The 22,074-nt window shown below is 61.2% G+C and carries 21 protein-coding genes, 3 tRNA genes and 1 pseudogene; 16 read left to right on the top strand and 9 right to left on the bottom strand.

Going from position 1 to position 22,074, the window contains the following annotated elements; genetic code table 11:
- Nucleotides 1-47: 47 nt before the first annotated feature.
- The 5 genes from ACF8Q6_RS13630 to ACF8Q6_RS13610 all read right to left on the bottom strand — a co-directional run bounded on the left by ACF8Q6_RS13630 (nt 48) and on the right by ACF8Q6_RS13610 (nt 4,742).
- Nucleotides 48-1,340, bottom strand: a complete 1,293-nt coding sequence (locus ACF8Q6_RS13630) for a virulence factor family protein (protein WP_392491381.1) — start codon at nt 1,338-1,340, stop codon at nt 48-50.
- A complete protein-coding gene (mprF, locus tag ACF8Q6_RS13625) occupies nt 1,340-3,982 on the bottom strand; it encodes a bifunctional lysylphosphatidylglycerol flippase/synthetase MprF (protein WP_392491380.1) in 2,643 nt (880 codons plus the stop codon). Before mprF ends, ACF8Q6_RS13630 begins: the two co-directional genes overlap by 1 nt.
- 261 nt (nt 3,983-4,243) lie before the next feature.
- A tRNA-Met gene (locus ACF8Q6_RS13620) sits at nt 4,244-4,320 on the bottom strand.
- A gap of 134 nt (nt 4,321-4,454) precedes the next feature.
- Nucleotides 4,455-4,531 (bottom strand) — tRNA-Met (locus tag ACF8Q6_RS13615).
- Between the two features lie 134 nt (nt 4,532-4,665).
- Nucleotides 4,666-4,742, bottom strand: a tRNA-Met gene (locus tag ACF8Q6_RS13610).
- 221 nt (nt 4,743-4,963) lie between these two features.
- Between ACF8Q6_RS13610 and dinB the strand changes: the two genes are divergently transcribed.
- Nucleotides 4,964-6,022 (top strand): DNA polymerase IV, encoded by a 1,059-nt coding sequence (dinB, locus tag ACF8Q6_RS13605; RefSeq protein WP_162490561.1) that lies wholly within the window; start codon nt 4,964-4,966, stop codon nt 6,020-6,022.
- A 26-nt stretch (nt 6,023-6,048) separates the two neighbouring features.
- Here the strand turns inward: dinB and ACF8Q6_RS13600 are convergent, their stop codons facing one another.
- From ACF8Q6_RS13600 to ACF8Q6_RS13590, 3 genes are all read right to left on the bottom strand, one after another.
- Nucleotides 6,049-7,002: a hypothetical protein gene (locus ACF8Q6_RS13600; RefSeq protein ID WP_392491336.1), complete on the bottom strand. Its 954-nt coding sequence runs from the start codon at nt 7,000-7,002 to the stop codon at nt 6,049-6,051.
- 20 nt (nt 7,003-7,022) lie between these two features.
- Nucleotides 7,023-8,738 carry a proline--tRNA ligase gene (locus ACF8Q6_RS13595; protein WP_392491337.1) on the bottom strand — a complete coding sequence of 572 codons (1,716 nt, stop codon included), beginning with the start codon at nt 8,736-8,738 and terminating at the stop codon, nt 7,023-7,025.
- Nucleotides 8,739-8,898: 160 nt separating this feature from the next.
- Nucleotides 8,899-10,164 (bottom strand): OprD family porin, encoded by a 1,266-nt coding sequence (locus ACF8Q6_RS13590; protein WP_012051471.1) that lies wholly within the window; start codon nt 10,162-10,164, stop codon nt 8,899-8,901.
- A 691-nt stretch (nt 10,165-10,855) separates the two neighbouring features.
- On the opposite strand from ACF8Q6_RS13590, the gene ACF8Q6_RS13585 reads away from it, so the two are divergent.
- Nucleotides 10,856-11,275, top strand: a complete 420-nt coding sequence (locus ACF8Q6_RS13585; RefSeq protein ID WP_392491338.1) for an HIT family protein — start codon at nt 10,856-10,858, stop codon at nt 11,273-11,275.
- Between the two features lies 1 nt (nt 11,276).
- Nucleotides 11,277-11,483, top strand: coding sequence for a SlyX family protein (locus ACF8Q6_RS13580; RefSeq protein ID WP_012051473.1), 207 nt, complete (start codon nt 11,277-11,279; stop codon nt 11,481-11,483).
- 121 nt (nt 11,484-11,604) lie between these two features.
- Here the strand turns inward: ACF8Q6_RS13580 and ACF8Q6_RS13575 are convergent, their stop codons facing one another.
- On the bottom strand, nt 11,605-12,198 hold the full coding sequence (locus ACF8Q6_RS13575; protein ID WP_392491339.1) for a cold shock domain-containing protein membrane protein: 594 nt from the start codon (nt 12,196-12,198) through the stop codon (nt 11,605-11,607).
- A 280-nt stretch (nt 12,199-12,478) separates the two neighbouring features.
- Here ACF8Q6_RS13575 and ACF8Q6_RS13570 point away from each other — a divergent pair, with 280 nt between their 5' ends.
- The 13 genes and pseudogenes from ACF8Q6_RS13570 (at nt 12,479) to tolA (ending at nt 22,057) form a co-directional block, all read left to right on the top strand.
- Nucleotides 12,479-12,952, top strand: coding sequence for a Dps family protein (locus tag ACF8Q6_RS13570; RefSeq protein WP_012051474.1), 474 nt, complete (start codon nt 12,479-12,481; stop codon nt 12,950-12,952).
- A 49-nt stretch (nt 12,953-13,001) separates the two neighbouring features.
- Nucleotides 13,002-13,106, top strand: a pseudogene (locus ACF8Q6_RS13565) (dihydroorotase); the annotation flags it as partial.
- 234 nt (nt 13,107-13,340) lie between these two features.
- Nucleotides 13,341-13,670: a ribbon-helix-helix domain-containing protein gene (locus ACF8Q6_RS13560; protein ID WP_003254778.1), complete on the top strand. Its 330-nt coding sequence runs from the start codon at nt 13,341-13,343 to the stop codon at nt 13,668-13,670.
- Between the two features lie 94 nt (nt 13,671-13,764).
- Nucleotides 13,765-13,986, top strand: coding sequence for an FmdB family zinc ribbon protein (locus ACF8Q6_RS13555; RefSeq protein WP_003254776.1), 222 nt, complete (start codon nt 13,765-13,767; stop codon nt 13,984-13,986).
- A gap of 93 nt (nt 13,987-14,079) precedes the next feature.
- Nucleotides 14,080-15,855: an aspartate--tRNA ligase gene (gene aspS / locus ACF8Q6_RS13550; RefSeq protein ID WP_392492728.1), complete on the top strand. Its 1,776-nt coding sequence runs from the start codon at nt 14,080-14,082 to the stop codon at nt 15,853-15,855.
- 114 nt (nt 15,856-15,969) lie between these two features.
- On the top strand, nt 15,970-16,716 hold the full coding sequence (locus ACF8Q6_RS13545; RefSeq protein WP_003254770.1) for a YebC/PmpR family DNA-binding transcriptional regulator: 747 nt from the start codon (nt 15,970-15,972) through the stop codon (nt 16,714-16,716).
- 185 nt (nt 16,717-16,901) lie between these two features.
- A complete protein-coding gene (ruvC, locus tag ACF8Q6_RS13540) occupies nt 16,902-17,426 on the top strand; it encodes a crossover junction endodeoxyribonuclease RuvC (RefSeq protein WP_003254769.1) in 525 nt (174 codons plus the stop codon).
- 109 nt (nt 17,427-17,535) lie between these two features.
- Nucleotides 17,536-18,153 carry a Holliday junction branch migration protein RuvA gene (gene ruvA / locus ACF8Q6_RS13535; protein ID WP_003254768.1) on the top strand — a complete coding sequence of 206 codons (618 nt, stop codon included), beginning with the start codon at nt 17,536-17,538 and terminating at the stop codon, nt 18,151-18,153.
- Nucleotides 18,150-19,196, top strand: coding sequence for a Holliday junction branch migration DNA helicase RuvB (ruvB, locus tag ACF8Q6_RS13530; RefSeq protein ID WP_003254766.1), 1,047 nt, complete (start codon nt 18,150-18,152; stop codon nt 19,194-19,196). The genes ruvA and ruvB overlap by 4 nt, the downstream gene beginning before the upstream one ends.
- A 125-nt stretch (nt 19,197-19,321) precedes the next feature.
- Complete coding sequence (gene ybgC / locus ACF8Q6_RS13525; protein WP_003254764.1) at nt 19,322-19,774, top strand: tol-pal system-associated acyl-CoA thioesterase; 453 nt, start codon at nt 19,322-19,324, stop codon at nt 19,772-19,774.
- A 2-nt stretch (nt 19,775-19,776) separates the two neighbouring features.
- On the top strand, nt 19,777-20,472 hold the full coding sequence (gene tolQ / locus ACF8Q6_RS13520) for a protein TolQ (protein ID WP_010952367.1): 696 nt from the start codon (nt 19,777-19,779) through the stop codon (nt 20,470-20,472).
- Between the two features lie 14 nt (nt 20,473-20,486).
- Nucleotides 20,487-20,939 (top strand): protein TolR, encoded by a 453-nt coding sequence (gene tolR / locus ACF8Q6_RS13515; protein ID WP_003254760.1) that lies wholly within the window; start codon nt 20,487-20,489, stop codon nt 20,937-20,939.
- The gene (gene tolA / locus ACF8Q6_RS13510) at nt 20,939-22,057 is read left to right on the top strand and encodes a cell envelope integrity protein TolA (protein ID WP_392489691.1); all 1,119 of its coding nucleotides are present in this window, start codon (nt 20,939-20,941) and stop codon (nt 22,055-22,057) included. The genes tolR and tolA overlap by 1 nt, the downstream gene beginning before the upstream one ends.
- Nucleotides 22,058-22,074 lie beyond the last annotated feature (17 nt).

The raw sequence follows: 22,074 nt of genomic DNA, 5'->3' as shown, positions 1-22,074 counted from the left end.
TGGGTTTATACAGCCGGGTCGGGGCCGCAGAGCGGCCCTGACCGTTGTCAGTTCTGCTCAGCTACGCTGGACTTGCCTTGGCGCGTCTCGATCTCGCCAATCAACCGCTTGGCAAGTGCCGGGTAGTTCTCGTCGAAGTGGTGACCACCAGGCAGTTTCAGGCGCTCACCCACTGCCGTCTTTTCCGTGCAACCGCTCTCGTCGGTTTCCTCGACGCCATATACGCACACGACCTTGGACGCTGGCAGCTTGGCCATTTCCGGCCCGGTTGGCGCTTCCTGGCCTTCCTTGCCCAGCCAACCCTCGACCTCGATCTCGAAGCTGCCACTGCGCGCAAAGGCTAGCAGCATCACCGCGTCGATACGCTGTTGGTCCTCGACGGGCAGGCGGTTGTAGATCGCCGGCAGCACGTCGGCGCCGAACGAGTAGCCGGTCAATACGAAGCGCTTGGTACCCCACTTCTGCCGGTAGTGATGCATCAGCTCGGAAAGGTCGGCGGCGCTTTGTTCCGGGGTCTTGTGCTGCCAGTAGTAGCGCAGCGTGTCGATGCCCACCACCGGGTAACCCAGCTTGGCCATTTCCCCGGCCACGTCGCGGTCCAGGTCGCGCCAGCCGCCATCACCAGAGAGGAACAAGGTAACCGTGTCTGTGGTTTGCCCGGCCGGCACTTCGACCACCGGGATGGCCAGTGCGTTACCGTCGCGGCCGACCAGGGCTTGGGTCAGTTGCGCCTTGAGCACTTGTGGCAAGTGGATGTCGTAGTCGCTGATGCTGGTTTCGGCGTTGGCCTGGTCGCGCACGAAGGCGGCACTGGTGTCATCCGGGTTGTCGTTCCAGGCGACGTTCCAGTGGCCATGGGCAGCCGATTTGGGCAGCGGAGCCTGGCAGTCAGGCTGTTCGAGGGTGAAGCCCACGGAAATGGCCCGCGCCTTGTCATCGTTCTGGCTGGCCAGCCAGCGCCAGGCCTGGGCGGCACCGGGACCGATACCGGCGACCAAGGTCGGTTTTTCCTGCAGTTGGGTCAGCGCCTGCTCCATGGCCTGCTGCTGCTTGCTGCAGTCGCCAGGCGGCAGAATCACCTGCACCAGCTGGGCTTCGCCGGCCTGGCTCAGGTCGAGCAGTTGCTTGCCCGTCAGTGCCTGGTCTTGTGGCACGCCGATGGCCACCCGGGCCTTGGGGAGCACGCCAGGGGTAACACGGGTGATGCTGGTGTCATTGATGCTCATTTGCTCCAGGCGCGCCTCGGGGGCCGGGCGCGTCCACAACCAGAAGGCCAGCGCACCACCCAGGGCGGCCAGCAGCAGGGGAACCAGCAGGTACAGCCAAAAGCGTCGGGTCATCAGCGTTTCACCAATCCAGTCAGGCCGCCTGCAATCAGAGCGGCGGTGTCGGCCAGTGCCACCAGCGGGTCGAGCCCGGCTGGCACGGCCATGTAGCGGGGTTCCCAGTCCGGCTGGAACTTGTCCTTGAAGCGTCGAAGCCCCTGGAAGTTGTAAAGCTGTTCACCACGGCGGAACACCAGCGAACCCAAGCGCTGGGTCAAGGGGGCGCCACGCCTGGGTTGCAGGCCGGACAGCGGTACCATGCCCAGGCTGAAACGCCCGTAGTCATGGCTTTTGTAGTGCAGGATCAAGCCGATCATCATGAACTCCATGGTCAGCTTTGGCGCTTCGGGGTGCGCACGCATCAGGTCGAGACTGGCCAGCTCGTTCCCATGGGTCTCCAGCAAGTTGGCGAAGGCTACCGGGCGGCCCTGGAAGCGAATCAGGGCTATGCGGAAGTGCTGCAGGTAGTCTGGGCTGAAGCGCCCCAGCGAAAAGCCTTTCTCGCGCACGTTCTTGCCGCCGAGCCAGGCGTCGGAGATTTCCTTCAGCTCAGCCAGCGGGGCGTGGCCGGGCTCATGGATCTCCAGGCTCAGGCCATCGCGTCCGCCGCGGTTCCAGGTGTAGCGCAGGTCTTTCATCTCCTTGCCTTTGGCTTCAAGGTCAAAGCGGCGCAAGTCGACCCGGGCTTCTTCTCCGAGCTTCAAGGCGGTCAGGCCGATGTCCATGTAGAACGGCAGGTTCTCCGCACGTACCTGGTAGAACACGGGGCGTGCGTGGTGCAGGTCGCACAGGTCGCGGAACTGCCAGATCATCTCGGCGCGTTCCTGGGCCGGGCCTATCGGGTCGTACAGCGCCACCAGGCTGCGGCCGCGACGGGCGTACATGAGGAACGCGTTACCACGCGGGTGAAACAGCAACGCCTTGTCGCCAGTCAGCGCCAGGCCACCGTCGGGCTGGTCGGAGGCCTGCAGGATGCGGTTGGCGCGTTGCAGCTCTTCTTCATCGGGCAGGTGGATCACGGGTGGCGCTGTGCGCAGCAGCCACGTCAGTGCCACGGCAGCCAGCAGCAAGGCACTGCCCATGGCGGCGCGCAGGCCGCGTGGCGCGTCGGCATCGAGGGTGAACTGCCACCACAGCTGATGGCTGTAAGGCACATCCTGGTAAGCGAACAGCAGAAGCCACACTGATGCGCCCACCGTACAGGCGCTGGCCACCAGAAACACCGGCGAGAAGGGCAGCTCCAGCAGTCGGCTGGGGCGATAGAACGAGCGGCGGAACAGCGCGAGCAGGGCGGCGGTAAAGGTCAGCAGGCAAGCCTCTTCCCAGTCAAAGCCCTTCAACAGCGACAGCAGGGCGCCGACCAGCAACAGCACGGTGGTCAGTAGCCAGGCGGCGGACAGGCGCCGGCGCAGGCCTTGGGCCAGCAGCAGGCATAGCACACCGATCAGGCTGGCGCCGAAATGAGAGGCATCGATCAGCCGGTGTGGCACCAGGAAGCCCATATGCTCCAGACGTGTATCTATCTCGGGCGTGGCACCGGAAAACAGCAGCACCACGCCGGACAGGAACACCAGAATCGACAGGATCGGTGCGGCCAGACCTGAAGCGGCCTTGATGGCCTGTTGCGCAAACAGCAGGCGTCGGGCTTCATTGGCCAGCAGCAACACGCAGGCCAGCAGCAGTGGCAGTACCACATAGATCAGCCGGTACAGCAGCAAGGCAGCCGCCAGCGGTGCGGCACCGAGCTGGTCGGCAAAGGCCGCCAGCAGGATCGCTTCGAACACCCCGACGCCGCCCGGTACGTGGCTGAGCACGCCCGCAGCCAAGGCCAGCAGGTACACCAGCACGAACGCGCCGAAAGGAGGGGCTTCGGGCAGCAACAGGTAAAGCACGGTAGCCGCCGCCGCCACATCCAGCGCGGTAATCAGCAATTGCAGGGCCGCCAGGCGTGCATCCGGCAGGCGAAGTGTGCGCCGCCCCAGTTGAACGAGCAGGTTATTGGCCGCCGGTTGCTCGGCCAGGCGTCGGCGGTACAAGCCAATTACCAGTAAGGCAGACACCACCAGCACGGCGCTGGCAACAGCTGCCAGCAGGCCGGGCGCCAACCCGAGCGCTGTCGAGGCCGCCGGCAGGTTGCTCAATGTCGCCAAGGCGGCCAGGGGCGGCAGCGCGCAGCCCAGTGACAGGCTGGCAAACACGGTCATGCGTGCGACTTCGCCAGCACCAAGCCCTTGCCGTGCGTACAGGCGATAGCGAACCGAGCCGCCAGAGAGCATCGACAGGCCGATGGCGTTGCCGATGGCAAAGGCGCTGAAGCCGCCCAGTGCCAAGCTGCGTGCTGGCAGTTTCACGCCCGCATAGCGGCTGGCCGACCACTCGTAGCCCAGCAGGATCACAAAGCCGATCACCGTTGCCAGCAAGGCGCCCAGCAATGACTGGGTGGGCACGCTGAGCATGGCATCGTGCAAGGCATAGATGTCCAGCTCGCTCAGCAGGTGGCGGCAGGCAATCAAGGCCATCGTGAACAGTAACAGGGTCACTATCAGGCCTATGGGCTGGCGGTAGCGACTCAGGCGTTCGAGTAGGGGCAGGCGCTGCACAGCACCGGGTAGCGCCGTAGCGAGTGGCACCGGAGGTTCGGGATTGTGCGAAGTCATGAGTTGCCCCGGGCATGCAGCGCGAGGTGAAGGAAAGGTGCGGCCAAGTGAAAGTCCCTTAGGAAAACGTATCCAATGTTACTCCGGCCTCAGGCGTTTGCAGCGGCTTGGCAGGGTTAAAGATAGTTCATCCTGGGCACGACATCTCAAGCCTGCGGGTGGGCATGAGGGGAGGGAGAATCGAGGCGACGAAAGTCAGGGAGGTACAAAGCAACAAACCCCGCGCTGCTTTTACACAGGCGGGGTTTGTTCTGACGAATATGGTTGCGGGAGCCGGATTTGAACCGACGACCTTCGGGTTATGAGCCCGACGAGCTACCAGGCTGCTCCATCCCGCGTCAGTGGGGCGGATTCTACAGTGTGTGGTTTGTATGTCAAGCGCTAGGCTTTGATTTTTCGACGTTTTTTCGCAAATGCTTATCAGCAGGCAAAGAAAAAGGCCACTGTGTTAACAGTGGCCTTTTCTTGAATCTGGTTGCGGGAGCCGGATTTGAACCGACGACCTTCGGGTTATGAGCCCGACGAGCTACCAGGCTGCTCCATCCCGCGTCAGTGGGGCGGATTCTACAGCGTGTAGTTTATATGTCAAGCGCTAGGCTTTGATTTTTCGAGGCTTTTTCGGAAAAGCTTTTTAACTGGCAAAGAAAAAGGCCGCTGCTTTAACAGTGGCCTTTTCTCGAATCTGGTTGCGGGAGCCGGATTTGAACCGACGACCTTCGGGTTATGAGCCCGACGAGCTACCAGGCTGCTCCATCCCGCGCCTGTGAGATCGAATTCTACGGATTTACGCTTCAATGTCAAGCAATTGTTTTGGAAAAACCTTTTTTGTTCAAACCCTTAGCGCTTCATATCCGTGTACAGCTCAGTCACGGCGGGGCTTTCAGGCCGATTATCGTGTAGCAAAGCAGGTGAGCTGTTTCCGAGGAGGGCGCATGCGATACTATCTGTATGAATTTACAGTGCTGACGGTCGTCCATGTCCTTGCGCAAGATCATCCACGTCGACTGCGATTGTTTCTACGCTGCGATCGAGATGCGTGATGACCCGCGCCTGGCCGGTCGCCCCATGGCGGTGGGGGGCTCGCCCGACCATCGCGGGGTAATCGCCACCTGCAACTATGAAGCGCGTGCCTATGGCGTGCGCTCGGCCATGTCATCGCGGCATGCGCTGAAGCTCTGCCCCGATCTGTTGATCGTCAAGCCGCGCTTCGAGGCCTATCGTGAGGCCTCGCGGGAAATCCACACGATCTTTCGCGACTACACAGAGCTCATCGAGCCTTTGTCCCTGGACGAAGCCTATCTGGATGTCAGCGACAGCCAGTGGTATTCGGGCAGCGCCACACGCATTGCCGAGGATATACGCCGCCGTGTTGCCCGCACCCTGCATATCACCGTGTCGGCTGGCGTGGCGCCTAACAAGTTTCTGGCCAAGATCGCCAGTGACTGGCGCAAACCCAACGGGCTGTTTGTGATTACCCCAAATGAAGTGGAAACGTTCGTTGCAGCCTTGCCGGTGGCCAGGTTGCATGGGGTGGGTAAGGTGACGGCCGACAAACTGACGCGGCTGGGCATCGAAACCTGCCTGCATTTGCGTGAGTGGTCACGGCTGGCATTGGTGCGCGAGTTCGGCAGTTTTGGCGAGCGGTTGTGGGGGCTGGCGCGGGGGATCGATGAGCGTGCGGTGCATAACGACAGCCGGCGCCAGTCGGTGAGTGTGGAAAACACCTACGACACCGACCTGCCAGACCTGGCCAGTTGCCTGGCGCGGCTGCCAGAGCTGCTGGATAGCCTGAACGAACGCATCGCCCGAATGGACAGCAGTTACCGGCCAGACAAACCGTTCGTCAAGGTCAAGTTCCATGACTTCAGCCAGACCACCATGGAGCAGGCCGGAGCCGGCCGGGACCTGGAGAGTTATCGGCAATTGCTGGGGCAGGCGTTCGCCCGTGGCGGCAAGCCGGTACGCTTGCTAGGGGTAGGGGTGAGGTTGCGTGACTTGCGGGGCGCGCATGAACAGCTGGAGCTGTTCCCGCCTAAATGAAAGGGGCTGCAATGCAGCCCCTTCTATTAATGCACGCCTGGATCCGCCACCAACCGGCCAGTGGCCTTGGTCAGCGACTGCAAGAACTCCTGTTGCAGCTCCGGATCGTTGCGGGTCAGCTCGATCAGGCTCTGTTCCATTTCACTGGCTTCCTCTTCAAGGCCCAGTTCGGACAGGCGCTTGACCCGGTGCACCCACTGGCCGACATCATCATCTTCGAGGTCATCGAAGATCAGCTCATGGGCTTCGAGCAGCTTATTGCGCAGGGTAGCGCTGACCAACAGGCTGGCATCGCCTCGTACCGCATTGTCCTCGTCAAGTACTTGCAGGTGCAGGGTGCCGACGTGGTTGAGGTTCTGCTCGGAGAACGGGCTGTCGAGCAGGTTCAGGCGCAGCACGCCGTTGCGGTCGGTGGTCAGCTCGTGGGTCATCTTGCCGGCCTTGACCTCGACCAGGCGCTCGCTCCAGGGCAGGCTGATGGATTCCTCGCGCTTGCCTTTCTGCACTTCGCTGATCCCGGCCAGGTTCTGCTGGGCGCGGCCGTTGGATGGCACGTTCATGAACGGGTTGAGCCCATCCACGCCATAACTGAGCCAGTCGTGGGTGACACTTTGCGGCAGGTTACCCAGGGCGAAGACGTTGACCACATTGGCGCCGACACCCGCCACCACGGCCACTGCACCCAACGGGATCTCGTAGATCTCCCGCCAGGGTTGGTAAGGCGTGTAGCGGTCATAGCGACGGGTCACTTCGAATTCGGTGACTTCGAAGCGCTTTTGCTCATGCACGCGCACACGTCGCTGCGGAAGCTCCATCACCTTCGGCTCGCCGACATCGATCTGCAGGGTATGCTCGAGCAGTTTGCGCTCGACGCGCTCCTCATGGTCGCTGCGCTGGGACATCTGGTTGGCGCAGCCGCTGACGAGCAGGGCGCCGCACAGTGCGGCGCCCCCAAGGGTAAAGGTACTTCGCTTGTACATGATCACTCGTGCATTGGTTATCAGCGGCGAACGCGGGCCTGCAGGAAGGTCAGCACTTCATTGAGCGGCAACGCCTGGGCGTCCTGCTCGGTGCGGTGCTTGTACTCCAGGTTGCCTTCGGCCAGGCCGCGATCGCTGACGACGATGCGGTGCGGGATACCGATCAGCTCCATGTCGGCAAACTTGATGCCTGGGCTGGTCTTCTTGTCGCGGTCGTCCAGCAGCACTTCGAAGCCGGCAGCAGTCAATTCGGCGTACAGCTTGTCGGTTGCCTCACGGACCACCTCGGTTTCATAGCGCAGCGGTACCAGAGCGATCTGGAACGGGGCCAGGGCGTCGTTCCAGATGATGCCCTTGTCGTCATAGCTCTGCTCGATGGCCGCGGCGACCACGCGGGAAACACCGATGCCGTAGCAGCCCATCGACAGAACCACCGGCTTACCGTTCTCGCCCAGTACCTGGCATTTCAATGCCTCGCTGTACTTGGTACCCAGCTGGAAGATGTGGCCCACTTCGATGCCGCGCTTGATCACCAGGGTGCCCTGGCCGTCCGGGCTTGGGTCGCCTTCGACCACGTTACGCAGGTCGGCAACCTGTGGCACCGGCAGGTCGCGTTCCCAGTTGACGCCGAAGTAGTGCTTGTCGTCGATGTTGGCGCCAATGCCGAAGTCGCTCATCAGGGCAACCGAGCGGTCGATGATGACCTCCAGTGGCAGGTTGAGCGGGCCGAGCGAGCCGGCGCCGGCGCCAATGGCGTCGCGCAGTTCTGCTTCGGTGGCCATGACCAGCGGGTCGGCAACCTGTTCCAGCTTGGTGGCCTTGATTTCGTTCAGTTCGTGGTCGCCACGGACGATCAGGGCAATCAGCTTGCCCTCATCGGCACCGCGCACGATCAGGGTCTTGACGGTCTTTTCGATCGGCAGGCCGTGGTTTTCCACCAACTGGGCGATGGTCTTGGCATTCGGGGTGTCGACCAGGCGCAGCTCCTCGGTAGGGGCAGGGCGCACGGTTTCACGCGGGATGGCTTCGGCCTTCTCGATGTTGGCGGCGTAGTCGGAGCTGTCGCTGAAGATCACGTCGTCTTCGCCGGACTCGGCCAGTACGTGGAACTCGTGCGAGTAGCTGCCACCGATCGAGCCGGTATCGGCCTGCACTGGGCGGAAGTCCAGGCCCAGGCGGGTGAACACATTGGTGTACGCCTGGTGCATGCGGTCGTAGGTTTCCTGCAGGGAAGCCTGGTCGGCATGGAACGAGTAGGCGTCCTTCATGATGAACTCGCGGCCACGCATCAGGCCGAAGCGCGGGCGGATTTCGTCACGGAACTTGGTTTGGATCTGGTACAGGTTGAGCGGCAGCTGTTTATAGCTGGACAGCTCGTTACGGGCCAGGTCGGTGATCACTTCTTCGTGGGTAGGGCCAACGCAGAAGTCGCGCTGGTGGCGGTCTTTCAGGCGCAGCAGCTCAGGGCCGTATTGCTCCCAGCGACCGGATTCCTGCCACAGCTCGGCGGGCTGGATGCTCGGCATCAGCACCTCCAGGGCGCCGGCGGCGTTCATTTCCTCGCGCACCACGGCTTCGACCTTGCGCATTACCCGCAAGCCCATTGGCAGCCAGGTGTACAGGCCGGAGGCCAGTTTGCGGATCATGCCGGCACGCAGCATGAGCTGATGGCTGATGACCACTGCGTCGGCAGGGGTTTCTTTCTGGGTGGCGAGCAAATATTGACTGGTGCGCATGGTTAGCCGTGTCGATTGCCTAAGACGTTGAAATAGCCCCGCATTGTACGGGGGGGAAACGAAGGCGTACAGGATGCCCCAGGGCGTGACACTTGTCAGCCAAGAAAAAGCCCGGCGTGATTGCCGGGCTTTTTCAGGTGCGGGGCACTGCAAGCCAGGCTTACAGGATGCTCAGCGGGTACTCCACGATCAGGCGCAGTTCGTCGATCGATGGGGAATCGTAGTAGACACCATCGGAAGAACGGTAGGTGGCCTGACGCACACGGAAGCTCAGGTCTTTCGCCGGGCCTTCCTGCAGCACGTACTTGATGTCGACGTCGCGTTCCCATTCTTTGCCGTTGGTGGTGCCGGCGACGTTGGCGTCGGAACCGCGTACATAACGGGTCATGAAGGTCAGGCCTGGAATGCCGTATTCGGCAAAGTTCAGGTCGTAGCGAGCCTGCCAGGATTTCTCGTCTTCGGCGTTGAAGTCGGAGCGGGCCACGGAGTTGGCCAGGAAGATGGTGCCGCCACCGTCGATACCATAACCATAGTCGCCGTCGCCGGTGACTTTCTGGTAGGCCAGGGTGAAGGTGTGAGCGCCGATGTTGTAGGCGCCCGACAGGCTGAACGCGCGGTTGTCCAGCTTCTCGCCATCGAATGCGCGGTACTCGGCAGAGCCTTCGCTCTTGGTGTCATAGATGTTGAAGTCGAACACCAGGCCTTGATTGTCGGAGATTGGCAGCGCCCAGTTGACGTTGGCGTAGTATTTGCGCCAGTAGTCTTCAACCTTCGAGTAGTACAGGCTGGTGCTGAGGTTATCGGTGAAGGCGTAGGTGCCGCCGACCACGTTGGCTTCCTTCAGGCCGAAGCTGTCGCGGTTGGTTTGTTCCTGGGCAGTCAGGCTGGTGAAGTGACCAGCGTGCAGGGTCAGCCCTTCGATCTCGTTGCTGGTGATCAGGGTGCCCTGGGCGATTTCTGGCAGCAGGCGGCTGTCATCGGTGGCGAAGACCGGCAGCGCGGTGAACTGGTCACCCACTTTCAGTACGGTGTCGGAGATGCGGAATTTGACCGCGCCGCCGCCCTTGGAGTAGTCATCCTGCGAACGGCCGTCGGAACCGGTCGGGAACAGGCCGGTACCGGCACGGCCCTTGCCGCTGTCCAGTTTCAGGCCGAGCATGCCGATGGCGTCGACACCTACACCCACGGTGCCTTGGGTGAAGCCGGACTCGAAGGTGCCGACGAAGCCCAGGCCGGTTTCTTCGCGACGGCTCTGACCGCCTTCGTTGTTGCGGAAGTCACGGCTGAAATACAGCATGCGGGTCTTGACGCTCAGCTTGCTGTCTTCGATGAAACCTTTGGACTCGTCCTGTGCCGAGGCCATTGCCAACTGCGAGGTCCCTGCCGAAACGGCCAGGGCGATCATGCTCCACTTCATCACGCGCATCGTGATTTGCTCCTTTGGTTTTTAGGAAGAGTACCGCTGCGTCCAAGTCTTTTAGTTATATGGGGCAGCTCTTTCTTTTTATGTCGGCGAAAATGTATAGCACGCAGACTGTTGTTGGCGATATGGCTATAAGCACTCTTTGCGGAACTTTTTCACCGTGTCGCTTTTAAGTATTTCCATGTCGCAAATCACGCCCCGGTGCAGGGGCCGTATAACCTCAGCGCTGTTCCTGTCACCGTAATGAATCGGTAACTGCCGATTCCGGTTGAGGAAACTCCCTGGTCACCCATGTCGCTGTTGTTATTTGTCGCGTACACCTGCCACTGCAGATGTCGTGCCGACTTGGCGTGAAGGGAATGCAACAAGCGTGCTCAAAATTCGCAACAGTTCATGAAATTTTCACAAAACCTGTTACCGAGGGTCGGAAAGTGCCGTAAATGCGGGACGAAGGCTGCGTGAGTGATTTTTGGGATCGAGAATCATTAAAATTTAAAAACCTGCCATTAAAGTCAATGTGTTACCGCAACTTGTTCATGCCGCGTCGTTTGTGGGGTGATCAGTGGGGGAGGGGCGGGCAGGTGGCCTCATTTTGGTGCGAAAAGTAGCGCTGTGTTACCGGCAGTGTGCAAGGTATCCTTGCTGGCCTGTTTTCCGCCTGAAGCGGGATGGTATTGCCTGAAGGAGATATGCCGTGTTCGTCCTCGATTCGCGTTTGCAGCAGGATTCGCTGGTGTTGGGAGAGTTTTCGCTGTGCCAGTTGCTGCTGAGCAAGGATGCCAATTACCCATGGTTCATTCTGGTGCCCAAGCGCGCTGGTGTCAGTGAGCTGTTCGAGCTGGATGCGGCAGAGCAACAGCAGTTGTGGCAGGAAACCACCTTGTTGGCAGAAGCGCTGAAGGTCAGCTATGGGGCCGACAAGATGAACGTGGCTACCTTGGGCAACGTGGTCAGCCAGTTGCACATGCATGTGATTGTGCGCCAGCGCGACGACGCCGCGTGGCCGGCACCGGTATGGGGCAAGTGTGCGCCTGTGGACTACACCGATGATCAACTGCAAGCCGTTCGCCAGCGCCTGCGCGGGCTACAACTTGCTGGTTACCAAGAGGCCTGAGATGACACTGGAAATGCGGATGGTCGAACTGGAAACCCGTCAGGCGTTTCAGGATGACGCTATCCAGGCGCTGAATGACGTGGTGGTGGAGCAAGCGCGTGTGATCGAGCGGCTGCAATTGCAGATGGCCGAGCTGATCAAGCGTCATGAAGAGATGGTTGGCCAGTATGGCAGCGAAGGGGAAGAGGCCCCGCCTCCTCATTATTGAGTTGTTCCAGGCTGCTATCGCCGGCAAGCCAGCCGCCACAGGTATGATGCTGCCTTCAGGTGCAGCACGGCCCTTGTGCAGGCGGGCTTGCCGTTGATAGCGTCGGCCGGTCAGCCGTTGGTCAGCGGCGGGTTACTGCAACCACGTCTTCGGCCTGCAGGCCCTTGTCGCGGTGCATCACCGAAAACTCCACGCGCTGGCCTTCGACCAGAATGCGGTGGCCCTCGCCGCGGATGGCCCGAAAGTGCACGAAAATGTCATCACCCGAGTCTCGGGAGATGAAACCAAAGCCTTTCGATGTGTTGAACCATTTGACGGTGCCGGTATCACGGTTGCCGGCATCTTGTGCCACGTGTTGACTGCCGCATGCCTTGCGCGGGCTGCGGGCAAAGCCCACGGCCAGATGCAGGGCCACGGCCAGCGCCGCACACACTAGGGCTGCCAGGTTGCCCATTTCCGGGCGGGCCAGTAGCGTCAGGGTCTGCAGCACGACGGCGACCACCAGCAGGGCGCAGGCCAGGTGCTGCAGTTGTTGTCGCGCGCCGCGATGATACAGTGGCACGACCGGGGCCAGCACCAGGTTGAGCAGGCCGAGCAGGGCCAGGTAGACCGCGTCGGGTTGTTGCAGGAAGGGTGTCGCATCGGTTTTCAGGCTGGGTATGAGCGATAGCAGCAAAGCTGCCACGCCCGTCACCAGATGGACGATCTTGAACATGGGGTTGGCTCACTGTTGATAAGGCCGATCACAGGAAGAGCTGGCAGCACGGTGCGCATGAGATATAGAGCGCGAACACGTGGCAGGCCAGCCTATGCACCCGGCAATGACAGTCCGCACGGGTGGCACAGTGCCTATTTAACAGTAAAGCCGCAGCCTACTCAAACCGCGGGCCGCCCAGTGGCGATGTATTGCGCCATGTCACATGCGGGATGCGACAAGTGTTGCTACAGTGGTCGGCGCCCGCTTGAGTCTCAAGCCTTATGGAAAGGGGAGCTTCATGGCAATCGATATCGGTATCAGTGAAGAAGATCGCAAGTCCATCGTCGATGGGCTGTCCCGCCTGTTGTCGGATACCTACGTGCTGTATCTGAAAACCCATAACTTTCACTGGAACGTCACCGGCCCGTCGTTCCGTACCCTGCACCTGATGTTCGAAGAGCAGTACAACGAACTGGCGCTGGCAGTCGACTCGATCGCCGAGCGCATCCGTGCCTTGGGCTTCCCGGCACCGGGTTCGTATGCATTTTATGCACGGCACTCGTCGATCAAGGAGGAGGAAGGCGTCCCCCCGGCAGACGAGATGATCCGCCAGTTGGTTCAGGGGCAGGAGGCCGTGGTACGCACTGCGCGCAGCATTTTCCCTGTGGTGGACAAGGTCAGTGACGAGCCGACCGCCGACCTGCTGACACAGCGCATGCAGGTGCACGAGAAAACCGCCTGGATGCTGCGGGTACTGCTCGACGGCGAGTAACCGTTGCTCAAGGCGGAAAGCTTGCGCAACCCCTGTGGGTGCGGGCACGCCCGCGAACAACGGCGCAGCCGGTGCCCAACCATTCATCGGCAGCCGCCTGCCAGGTGCAGTGCGTTATACCTTGGTCGACGGGCACATCTGCCACGAGGCCTGAGTAACCCCTGTGGGAGCGGCCTTGTGTCGCGATAGGGCCGCAAAGCGGCCCCAGCAATCTATGCATGCTGCCGAGATCCTGGGGCCGCTGCGCGGCCCTATCGCGACGCAAGGCCGCTCCCACAGGCTCCGCCTGGCAATCCGGTATTTGCGAAGGAACATTTTGCCGCTGCTTTAAGCTCGCCCGTCAGCGCTTCATAGGCCACCTGGTACCTGTGACGAGGAAGTGTGGCGCATGATGCAAGCGAGCAAACGTATGGCTGGACAGGGCAGCTGGCCAGGAAAACAGTGCATCGACCCGTTCAAGGCGGACTTCGACATGTTGCAGACGCAGCCGGTGTCACGTTCCGTGCGGCTTAACGGCTTTTCTACCTGTCTGCGCCTGGAGGCTGTCTACTGGGGTATCCTTGAGCGCATTGCTGCTGCCAACCGTTGTTCGGTCAGTGCGGTGTTGTCCTACGTGGACCGTGAAGTGCACCTGCGCCAGGGCGGAGTGCGCAATTTCAGCGGGCTGATCCGGGTAATCTGCGTGGCGTGGCTGCAGGACCCGCCAAGTGTGCGCTGATCGCCAGGCGGGCTGCGCAGTGCTTGCTAACCATATATAATCCCGCTTTTTGCTGCCCCCCGGCAGCCAGCGTTATGGTTGACGAGAGACACCCATGCCACTTTATGACTATCAATGTGCGTCCTGCGAGCACCGCATGGAAGTGCTGCAGAAGATCAGCGCCGCGCCGCTGACCGATTGCCCGGCCTGTCAGGCGCCGGCACTGAAAAAGCTGCTGTCGGTGCCAGGCTTTCGCCTGAGCGGTAACGGTTGGTACGAAACCGACTTCAAGACCGGGGCGAAAAAGAATCTGGCAGGCGGCGACAAGGCCGACTGAGTTGAATGCTGTGACCGGGTCTTGCAGTATTAGCCCTCCGGGCGGCCAAGGCCTCCACCGAATACACGAATCACGAGAAGCGAAACCACCATCATGATGCGCAGCCATTATTGCGGCCAACTGAACGAGAGCCTGGACGGCCAGGAAGTCACCCTTTGCGGCTGGGTCCATCGTCGCCGCGACCACGGCGGGGTGATCTTCCTCGACATCCGTGACCGCGAAGGCATGGCCCAGGTCGTGTTCGACCCGGATCGCGCCGAAACCTTCGCTGCTGCCGACCGTGTGCGCAGCGAATACGTCGTGCAGATCACCGGCAAGGTCCGCAAGCGTCCTGAAGGTGCAGTGAATGCCAACATGGCATCCGGTGCCATCGAGATCCTCGGCTACCAGCTGAACGTGCTCAACGAAGCGGAAACCCCGCCGTTCCCCCTGAACGAATACTCCGACGTCGGCGAGGAAACTCGCCTGCGTTATCGCTTCATCGATCTGCGTCGCCCGGAAATGGCCGACAAGCTGCGCCTGCGCTCGCGCATCACCAGCAGCATCCGTCGCTTCCTCGACGAAAACGGCTTCCTCGACGTCGAAACCCCGATCCTCACCCGAGCCACGCCGGAAGGCGCGCGCGACTACCTGGTGCCAAGCCGTACCCACGCCGGTAGCTTCTTCGCCCTGCCGCAATCGCCACAGCTGTTCAAGCAGCTGCTGATGGTCGCTGGCTTCGACCGTTACTACCAGATCGCCAAGTGCTTCCGTGACGAAGACCTGCGTGCCGACCGTCAGCCGGAATTCACCCAGATCGACATCGAGACCAGTTTCCTCGATGAAAGCGAGATCATGGGCCTGACCGAAAGCATGATCCGCAAGCTGTTCAAGGAAGTGCTCGACCTGGAATTCGGCGAATTCCCGCACATGACCTTCGAAGAGGCCATGCGCCGCTACGGCTCCGACAAGCCAGACCTGCGTATTCCGCTGGAGCTGGTCGACGTTGCCGACCAGCTGAAGGATGTCGACTTCAAGGTGTTCGCCGGCCCGGCCAACGATCCGAAGTGCCGCGTTACCGCCCTGCGTCTGCCAGGTGGTGCCAGCATGCCGCGCAGCAAAATCGACGAGTACACCAAGTTCGTCGGTATCTACGGTGCCAAGGGGCTGGCCTACATCAAGGTCAACGAGCGCGCCAAGGGCGTCGAAGGCCTGCAGTCGCCGATCGTCAAGAACATCCCTGAGGCCAACCTCAACAACATCCTCGATCGCGTTGGCGCCGTAGACGGTGACATCGTGTTCTTCGGTGCCGACAAGTTCAAGGTGGTCAGCGAAGCCCTGGGTGCGCTGCGTATTCGTCTGGGTCACGACTTCGAGCTGCTGACCTGCGAGTGGGCGCCGATGTGGGTCGTCGACTTCCCAATGTTCGAAGAGAACGAAGACGGCAGCTTCACTGCATTGCACCACCCGTTCACCGCGCCGAAGTGCACGCCGGAAGAGCTCGAGGCCAACCCGGCCACTGCCCTGTCCCGTGCCTACGACATGGTGCTGAACGGTACCGAGCTGGGTGGCGGTTCGATCCGTATCCACCGTAAAGAGATGCAACAGGCGGTATTCCGTCTGTTGGGTATCGAAGCAGAAGAACAGGAAGAGAAGTTTGGCTTCCTGCTCGACGCTCTGAAGTTCGGGGCACCGCCTCACGGTGGCCTGGCGTTCGGTCTGGACCGTCTGGTCATGCTGATGACCGGCGCCCAGTCGATCCGTGAAGTGATCGCGTTCCCGAAAACCCAGAGCGCCGCATGCGTCATGACCCGGGCCCCTGGCATGGTCGACGCCAAGGCCCTGCGCGAGCTGCACATCCGACTGCGCGAACAGACCAAGGTCGAGTAAGCAGTCCCCGGGCGCATCCACATGGATGCGCCTTTGCGTTTCGACGCAGGTATTTTCCCGTCCCGCCCCGTCATGGGGCGGGGCTGTTTGTGATTCAAAGGATTCGGAGTCGTTATGGCTGGTCATTCCAAGTGGGCGAACATCAAGCACCGCAAAGAGCGCCAGGATGCCAAGAGGGGCAAGGTCTTCACCAAGTGGATCCGCGAACTGACGGTCGCTGCCAAGCAGGGTGGCCCTGATCCGGCATCCAACCCGCGCCTTCGCCTGGCGCTGGACAAGGCGTTGGGCGCCAACATGAGCCGCGACATCATCGATCGTGCGGTGGCCCGTGGTGCTGGCACCAATGAAAGCGACAATGTCGAAGAGCTTAGCTACGAAGGTTACGGCCCGGGTGGCGTGGCGATCATGGTCGAAGCCATGACCGACAACCGCAACCGTACCGCCGCGGCCGTGCGCCATGCCTTCACCAAGTGTGGCGGCAACCTGGGTACTGACGGTTCTGTGGCCTACCTGTTCGAGCGCAAAGGCCAGATCAGCTTTGCTCCGGGCGTGGAAGAGGACGCGTTGATGGAAGCGGCAATGGAAGCCGATGCCGATGACGTGGTCGCCAACGACGACGGCTCCTTCGACGTGTTCACCTCGTTCAACAGCTTCTATGCCGTGCGTAATGCCTTGGAAGAGGCTGGCTTCAAGGCCGCTGACGCGGAAATCGTCATGCAGCCGACCACCAGCGCCGAACTCGACCAGGACGGTGCCGAAAAGGTGCTCAAGCTGATCGACATGCTCGAAGACCTGGATGACGTGCAGAACGTTTACTCCAACGCCCAGATTTCCGATGAGATCATGGAAAACCTCGGCTAAGGTGATTTGGCATTTTGTGCCAACTCTGAGCGTTTGATAGCGCCTGTGCCGGCCCTTTCGCGGGTAAACCCGCTCCTACAGGTATTACGCCCATTTCAAATGTGGTGCAGTACCTGTAGGAGCGGGTTTACCCGCGAAAGGGCCGGCGCAGTTTGTAGAGATGCATCATTTTTTCGACGGGCTTTATGACTCTGATTCTAGGTATCGACCCCGGCTCGCGCATCACCGGCTATGGCGTGGTACGCCAGACCGCCCGTGGTTGCGAGTACGTGGCGTCGGGCTGCATCCGCACCGGCAGCGGTGAGCTGCACGAGCGGCTGCAGATTGTTTTTCGTGGTGTCAGTGAAATCATTGCTCAGCACGGCCCGGTGACCATGGGCATCGAACGGGTGTTCATGGCCCGCAACGCCGATTCGGCGCTCAAGCTTGGCCAGGCACGTGGCGCGGCTATCGTCGCCGCCGCCGAGGCTGGCCTGGAGATCGCCGAGTACAGCGCCACCCAGGTCAAGCAGGCCGTGGCCGGCACGGGTGGTGCCAACAAGGAGCAGGTGATGATGATGGTCATGCACCTGCTGAAATTGACGCAAAAACCGCAGATCGACGCTTCCGATGCCCTGGCCATCGCCCTGTGCCACGCCCACACCCGCTCCAGCCTGGTGCCGCATGGCTTGAGCACAGCGCGGCGACGCGGCGGGCGCTTGCGTCTGTAAGCGCTTCATGCGCTGATACACATTTTGTTCGGGTGATGCATTCACCCGCTGCATTTGCTGATAGGGTTGAGCGGTCTTTGACCGGCTCCCCGAGAGGAAGGATCGGAACGTGATTGGACGTTTGCGCGGCACCCTGGCGGAAAAACAACCGCCTCACCTGATTATCGACGTCAACGGCGTGGGTTACGAACTGGAAGTACCCATGACCACGCTGTACCGTCTGCCCAAAGTGGGTGAAACCGTCACGGTGCATACCCACCTGGTCGTGCGCGAAGATGCCCACTTGCTCTATGGCTTTGCCGAAAAACGTGAGCGCGAGTTGTTCCGCGAGCTGATCCGCCTGAACGGCGTAGGGCCTAAGCTGGCCCTGGCGCTGATGTCCGGCCTGGAAGTGGACGAACTGGTGCGCTGCGTGCAGGCCCAGGACACCTCAGCCCTGGTGCGCGTGCCGGGCGTCGGCAAGAAAACCGCCGAGCGCTTGCTGGTCGAGCTCAAGGACCGTTTCAAGGCCTGGGAAACCTCGCCGGCCATGTTCACCCTGGTGTCCGATGGGCCTTTGCCGGTTGCCAGCGAGTCCAGTGCCGAGGCCGATGCAGTCAGTGCCTTGGTCTCGCTGGGCTACAAGCCGCAGGAAGCCAGCAAGGCAATTGCCGCGATCAAGGACAAGGCCGGCCTGAGCAGTGAAGAGCTGATCCGCCGCAGCCTGAAAGGGATGATTTCCAAGTGATCGAAGCCGACCGCCTGATCGCCGCCAGTGGCCGCGACCGCGAAGAAGTCCAGGACCGTGCGATCCGCCCGCTGAGCCTGGACGAGTACATTGGCCAGCCGGTGGTGCGCGAGCAGATGGCGCTGTTCATCCAGGCCGCCCGCGGCCGCGGCGAGTCGCTTGACCACACGCTGATCTTCGGCCCGCCCGGCCTGGGCAAGACCACCCTGGCCAACATCATCGCCCATGAAATGGGCGTGTCGGTGAAGAGCACTTCTGGGCCGATTCTCGAGCGCCCCGGCGACCTGGCAGCCATGCTGACCAACCTTGAGCCGCACGACGTGCTGTTCATTGACGAAATCCACCGGCTGTCGCCTGTGGTCGAAGAAGTGCTTTATCCGGCCATGGAGGACTTCCAGCTCGACATCATGATCGGCGAAGGCCCGGCAGCCCGTTCTATCAAGCTCGATCTGCCACCCTTCACCCTGGTGGGGGCTACTACCCGTGCCGGCATGCTGACCAACCCGCTGCGTGACCGCTTCGGTATCGTCCAGCGCCTGGAGTTCTACAACGACAAGGATCTGAGCACCATTGTCAGCCGTTCGGCCAACATCCTTGGCCTGGCCATCGAAGACCAGGGGGCCTACGAGATCGCCCGTCGTGCCCGTGGCACGCCGCGCATCGCCAACCGCCTGCTGCGCCGCGTGCGTGACTACGCCGAGGTGCGCGGCAAGGGCCAGATCACCAAGGCTGTGGCTGACATGGCGCTGAACCTGCTGGATGTCGACGAGCGTGGTTTCGACCATTCCGACCGTCGCCTGCTGCTGACCATGATCGAGAAGTTCGATGGCGGCCCGGTGGGCGTGGACAACCTGGCTGCAGCCATCAGCGAAGAGCGTCATACCATCGAAGATGTGCTTGAGCCGTACCTGATTCAGCAGGGCTACATCATGCGCACGCCACGCGGCCGCGTGGTCACCCGGCATGCCTACCTGCACTTCGGGCTGAATATTCCCGGGCGCTTGGGGGAGGGGGGCGATTTTTCCGAGCCAGGCGATGAATGACAGATCGAAAGCGACTTTTCGTGGTCCTACCGCTGGCATGCCCTGGGTGCGCTGGCAATAAGACATTAATGAAGAAAAAACAGTTGCCACAGCGGATTGGCAAGCTGAGGAGTAAGCACTAGAGTATGCGCGCGCAAAATCAGCTCGAACCGTTCGCACACCGGTGTCGCGTCTATTACGAAGATACCGATGCGGGCGGCGTGGTGTATTACGTCAACTACCTGAAATTCATGGAGCGCGCGCGCACCGAACGCCTGCGGCACCTGGGCTTTTCCCAGTCGCAACTGGCTGAAGACAACCTGCTGTTCGTGGTCCATTCCAGCGAAGCGCGCTATCACGCGCCGGCGCGGCTGGATGACGAATTGCGGGTGACCGCGCAAGTACTTGAACTCAATCGCGCCAGCTTGCGTTTCGTACAGCAGGTCTGGCGGGAAAAGGATGAAACGCTGCTTTGCGAAGGGCAGTTCCTGGTGGCTGCCGTGCGCGCCGACACTTTCAAACCCCGAGCCCTACCCCCCCAGCTGCGCGACGCCTTTGCGGCGGACGGCTCGGGTAATCAATCGAATGCAGGAGAATAAGCGTGGAAGCTAACGTCGTCGACCATACCTCCATGTGGAGTCTGGTCAGCAATGCCAGCGTGGTGGTACAGCTGGTAATGCTGACCCTGGTGGCCGCCTCGGTCACCTCATGGATCATGATCTTCCAGCGCAGCACCATGCTGCGCGCCGGTCGTCGTGCGCTGGATGCCTTCGAAGAGCGCTTTTGGTCAGGCATCGACCTGTCCAAGCTGTACCGCCAGGCAGGCAGCAACCCAGACCCGGACTCCGGCGTGGAGCAGGTGTTCCGTGCCGGTTTCAAGGAGTTCTCGCGCCTGCGCCAGCAGCCGGGTGTTGACCCGGACGCCGTCATGGAAGGTGTTGGCCGTGCCATGCGTGTGGCCATCTCGCGCGAGGAAGAAAAACTCGAGCAGAGCTTGCCGTTCCTGGCCACCGTTGGTTCGACCAGCCCGTACATCGGCCTGTTCGGCACCGTGTGGGGCATCATGAACTCCTTCCGCGGCCTGGCCAGCGCCCAGCAGGCCACCCTGGCTACCGTTGCTCCGGGCATCGCCGAAGCACTGATCGCTACCGCCATCGGCCTGTTCGCGGCAATCCCGGCTGTTATTGCCTACAACCGTTTCGCCGCGCGCAGTGAAGTACTGATCGGCCGTTACTACACCTTCGCCGACGAGTTCCAGGCGATCCTGCACCGCAAAGTGCACACCAGCGAAGAGTAATCAGGTAGAAGCCCATGGCCCGAGTTCGCCACAAACGCAAGCCCGTCGCCGAGATGAACGTGGTGCCCTACATCGACGTGATGCTGGTGCTGCTGGTCATCTTCATGGTGACGGCGCCCATGCTCAACCAGGGCGTGAAGGTCGACCTGCCCAAGGTTTCCAGCGAAGCCTTGCCGCAGGACAACAACGTCCAGATCCTCACCATCTCCATCAAGGCCGATAAAACCTATTACTGGAACCTCGGCAGCGAAGTCGATACCGACAAGCAGATGGACAAAGCCATGACCTTGCCGGCCATGACCGACGCCGTGACCAAGATCATTGCTGCCGGCCGTGACCAGGGCAAGCAGACCCAGGTGTTCATTCGTGGCGACAAGGCTGTCGACTATGGCGCGGTCATGGGTGCCATGGGCGGGTTGCAGAAGGCCGGTGTCGGTAACGTTGGCCTGATTACCGAGGCGCCCTGATGCAACAGCGAGAGCCATCCGCCTCGGAAAGCTACTTCTGGCCCAGTGTCTGGGCCATCGGCCTGCATGTGCTGGTGTTCGCCCTGCTGTTCGTCAGTTTTGCCATGACGCCGGAGCTGCCGCCTTCCAAGCCGATCGTTCAGGCGACCCTGTACCAGCTCAAGTCCAAGAGCCAGGCAACCACCCAGACCAATCAGAAGATTGCCGGGGAGGCGAAGAAAACCGCTTCGCGCCAGACCGAAGTCGAGCAGCTGGAACAGAAGAAGGTCGAGCAGGAGGCCGTGAAGGCCGCGGAACAAAAGAAAGCTGACGCCGCTCAAAAGGCCGAAGAGGCCCGCGAAGCCGCCGAGGCGAAAAAAGCCGAGGATGCTGCCAAGGCCGCTGAAGCCGCCAAGGCTGCCGAGGCCAAGAAAGCTGCCGAAGCCAAGAAGGCCGACGAGGCGAAGAAAGCTGCCGAGAAACAGCAGGCCGACATCGCCAAGAAGAAGGCCGAGGACGAAGCCAAGAAAAAAGCCGAAGAAGAGGCCAAGAAAGCGGCCGCTGAAGAGGCGAAGAAGAAAGCCGCCGAGGACGCCAAGAAAAAGGCAGCCGAAGAGGCCAAGAGGAAAGCAGCCGAGGACGCCAAGAAGAAAGCGGCGGCCGAGGACGCGAAGAAGAAGGCAGCTGAAGAGGCCAAGAAAAAGGCCGCTGCAGATGCCCAGAAGAAGAAGGCACAGGAAGCGGCCCGCAAGGCGGCAGAAGACAAGAAAGCCCAGGCACTGGCCGAGCTGTTGTCCGATACCACCGAGCGGCAGCAAGCGCTGGCCGACGAGCAGGGTGACCAGGTGGCCGGCGACTTCGACGACCTGATCCGTATGCGCGCGGCCGAGGGCTGGGCACGTCCGCCTTCCGCGCGCAAGGGCATGACGGTGGTCCTGCAGATCAACATGTTGCCGGACGGTACCATCACCAGTGTCAGCGTGGCCCGTTCCAGTGGTGACGGCCCGTATGACAGTTCGGCGGTGGCTGCGGTGAAGAACATTGGTCGTTTGACCGAGATGCAGGGTATGAAGCCGAGCGATTTCAACCAATATCGTTCGTTCAAGATGACATTTACACCTGAGGATCTAGCGTTGTGATTAAACGTCTGAGAGGA

This window comes from Pseudomonas sp. GLN_2, from assembly GCF_043106005.1.
Classification (GTDB): domain Bacteria; phylum Pseudomonadota; class Gammaproteobacteria; order Pseudomonadales; family Pseudomonadaceae; genus Aquipseudomonas; species Aquipseudomonas alloputida.
Note: the sequence above shows the minus strand (reverse complement) of the source record. Positions and strands in the feature narration are given on the sequence as shown.

Coding starts and splice junctions, on each gene's coding strand:
- ACF8Q6_RS13630 (WP_392491381.1), bottom strand. CDS start 1,340: ATGACCCGACGCTTTTGGCTGTACCTGCTGGTTCCCCTGCTGCTGGCC.
- mprF (WP_392491380.1), bottom strand. CDS start 3,982: ATGACTTCGCACAATCCCGAACCTCCGGTGCCACTCGCTACGGCGCTA.
- ACF8Q6_RS13600 (WP_392491336.1), bottom strand. CDS start 7,002: ATGTACAAGCGAAGTACCTTTACCCTTGGGGGCGCCGCACTGTGCGGC.
- ACF8Q6_RS13595 (WP_392491337.1), bottom strand. CDS start 8,738: ATGCGCACCAGTCAATATTTGCTCGCCACCCAGAAAGAAACCCCTGCC.
- ACF8Q6_RS13590 (WP_012051471.1), bottom strand. CDS start 10,164: ATGCGCGTGATGAAGTGGAGCATGATCGCCCTGGCCGTTTCGGCAGGG.
- ACF8Q6_RS13580 (WP_012051473.1), top strand. CDS start 11,277: ATGACACTGGAAATGCGGATGGTCGAACTGGAAACCCGTCAGGCGTTT.
- ACF8Q6_RS13575 (WP_392491339.1), bottom strand. CDS start 12,198: ATGTTCAAGATCGTCCATCTGGTGACGGGCGTGGCAGCTTTGCTGCTA.
- ACF8Q6_RS13570 (WP_012051474.1), top strand. CDS start 12,479: ATGGCAATCGATATCGGTATCAGTGAAGAAGATCGCAAGTCCATCGTC.
- ACF8Q6_RS13560 (WP_003254778.1), top strand. CDS start 13,341: ATGATGCAAGCGAGCAAACGTATGGCTGGACAGGGCAGCTGGCCAGGA.
- ACF8Q6_RS13555 (WP_003254776.1), top strand. CDS start 13,765: ATGCCACTTTATGACTATCAATGTGCGTCCTGCGAGCACCGCATGGAA.
- aspS (WP_392492728.1), top strand. CDS start 14,080: ATGATGCGCAGCCATTATTGCGGCCAACTGAACGAGAGCCTGGACGGC.
- ACF8Q6_RS13545 (WP_003254770.1), top strand. CDS start 15,970: ATGGCTGGTCATTCCAAGTGGGCGAACATCAAGCACCGCAAAGAGCGC.
- ruvC (WP_003254769.1), top strand. CDS start 16,902: ATGACTCTGATTCTAGGTATCGACCCCGGCTCGCGCATCACCGGCTAT.
- ybgC (WP_003254764.1), top strand. CDS start 19,322: ATGCGCGCGCAAAATCAGCTCGAACCGTTCGCACACCGGTGTCGCGTC.
- tolR (WP_003254760.1), top strand. CDS start 20,487: ATGGCCCGAGTTCGCCACAAACGCAAGCCCGTCGCCGAGATGAACGTG.
- tolA (WP_392489691.1), top strand. CDS start 20,939: ATGCAACAGCGAGAGCCATCCGCCTCGGAAAGCTACTTCTGGCCCAGT.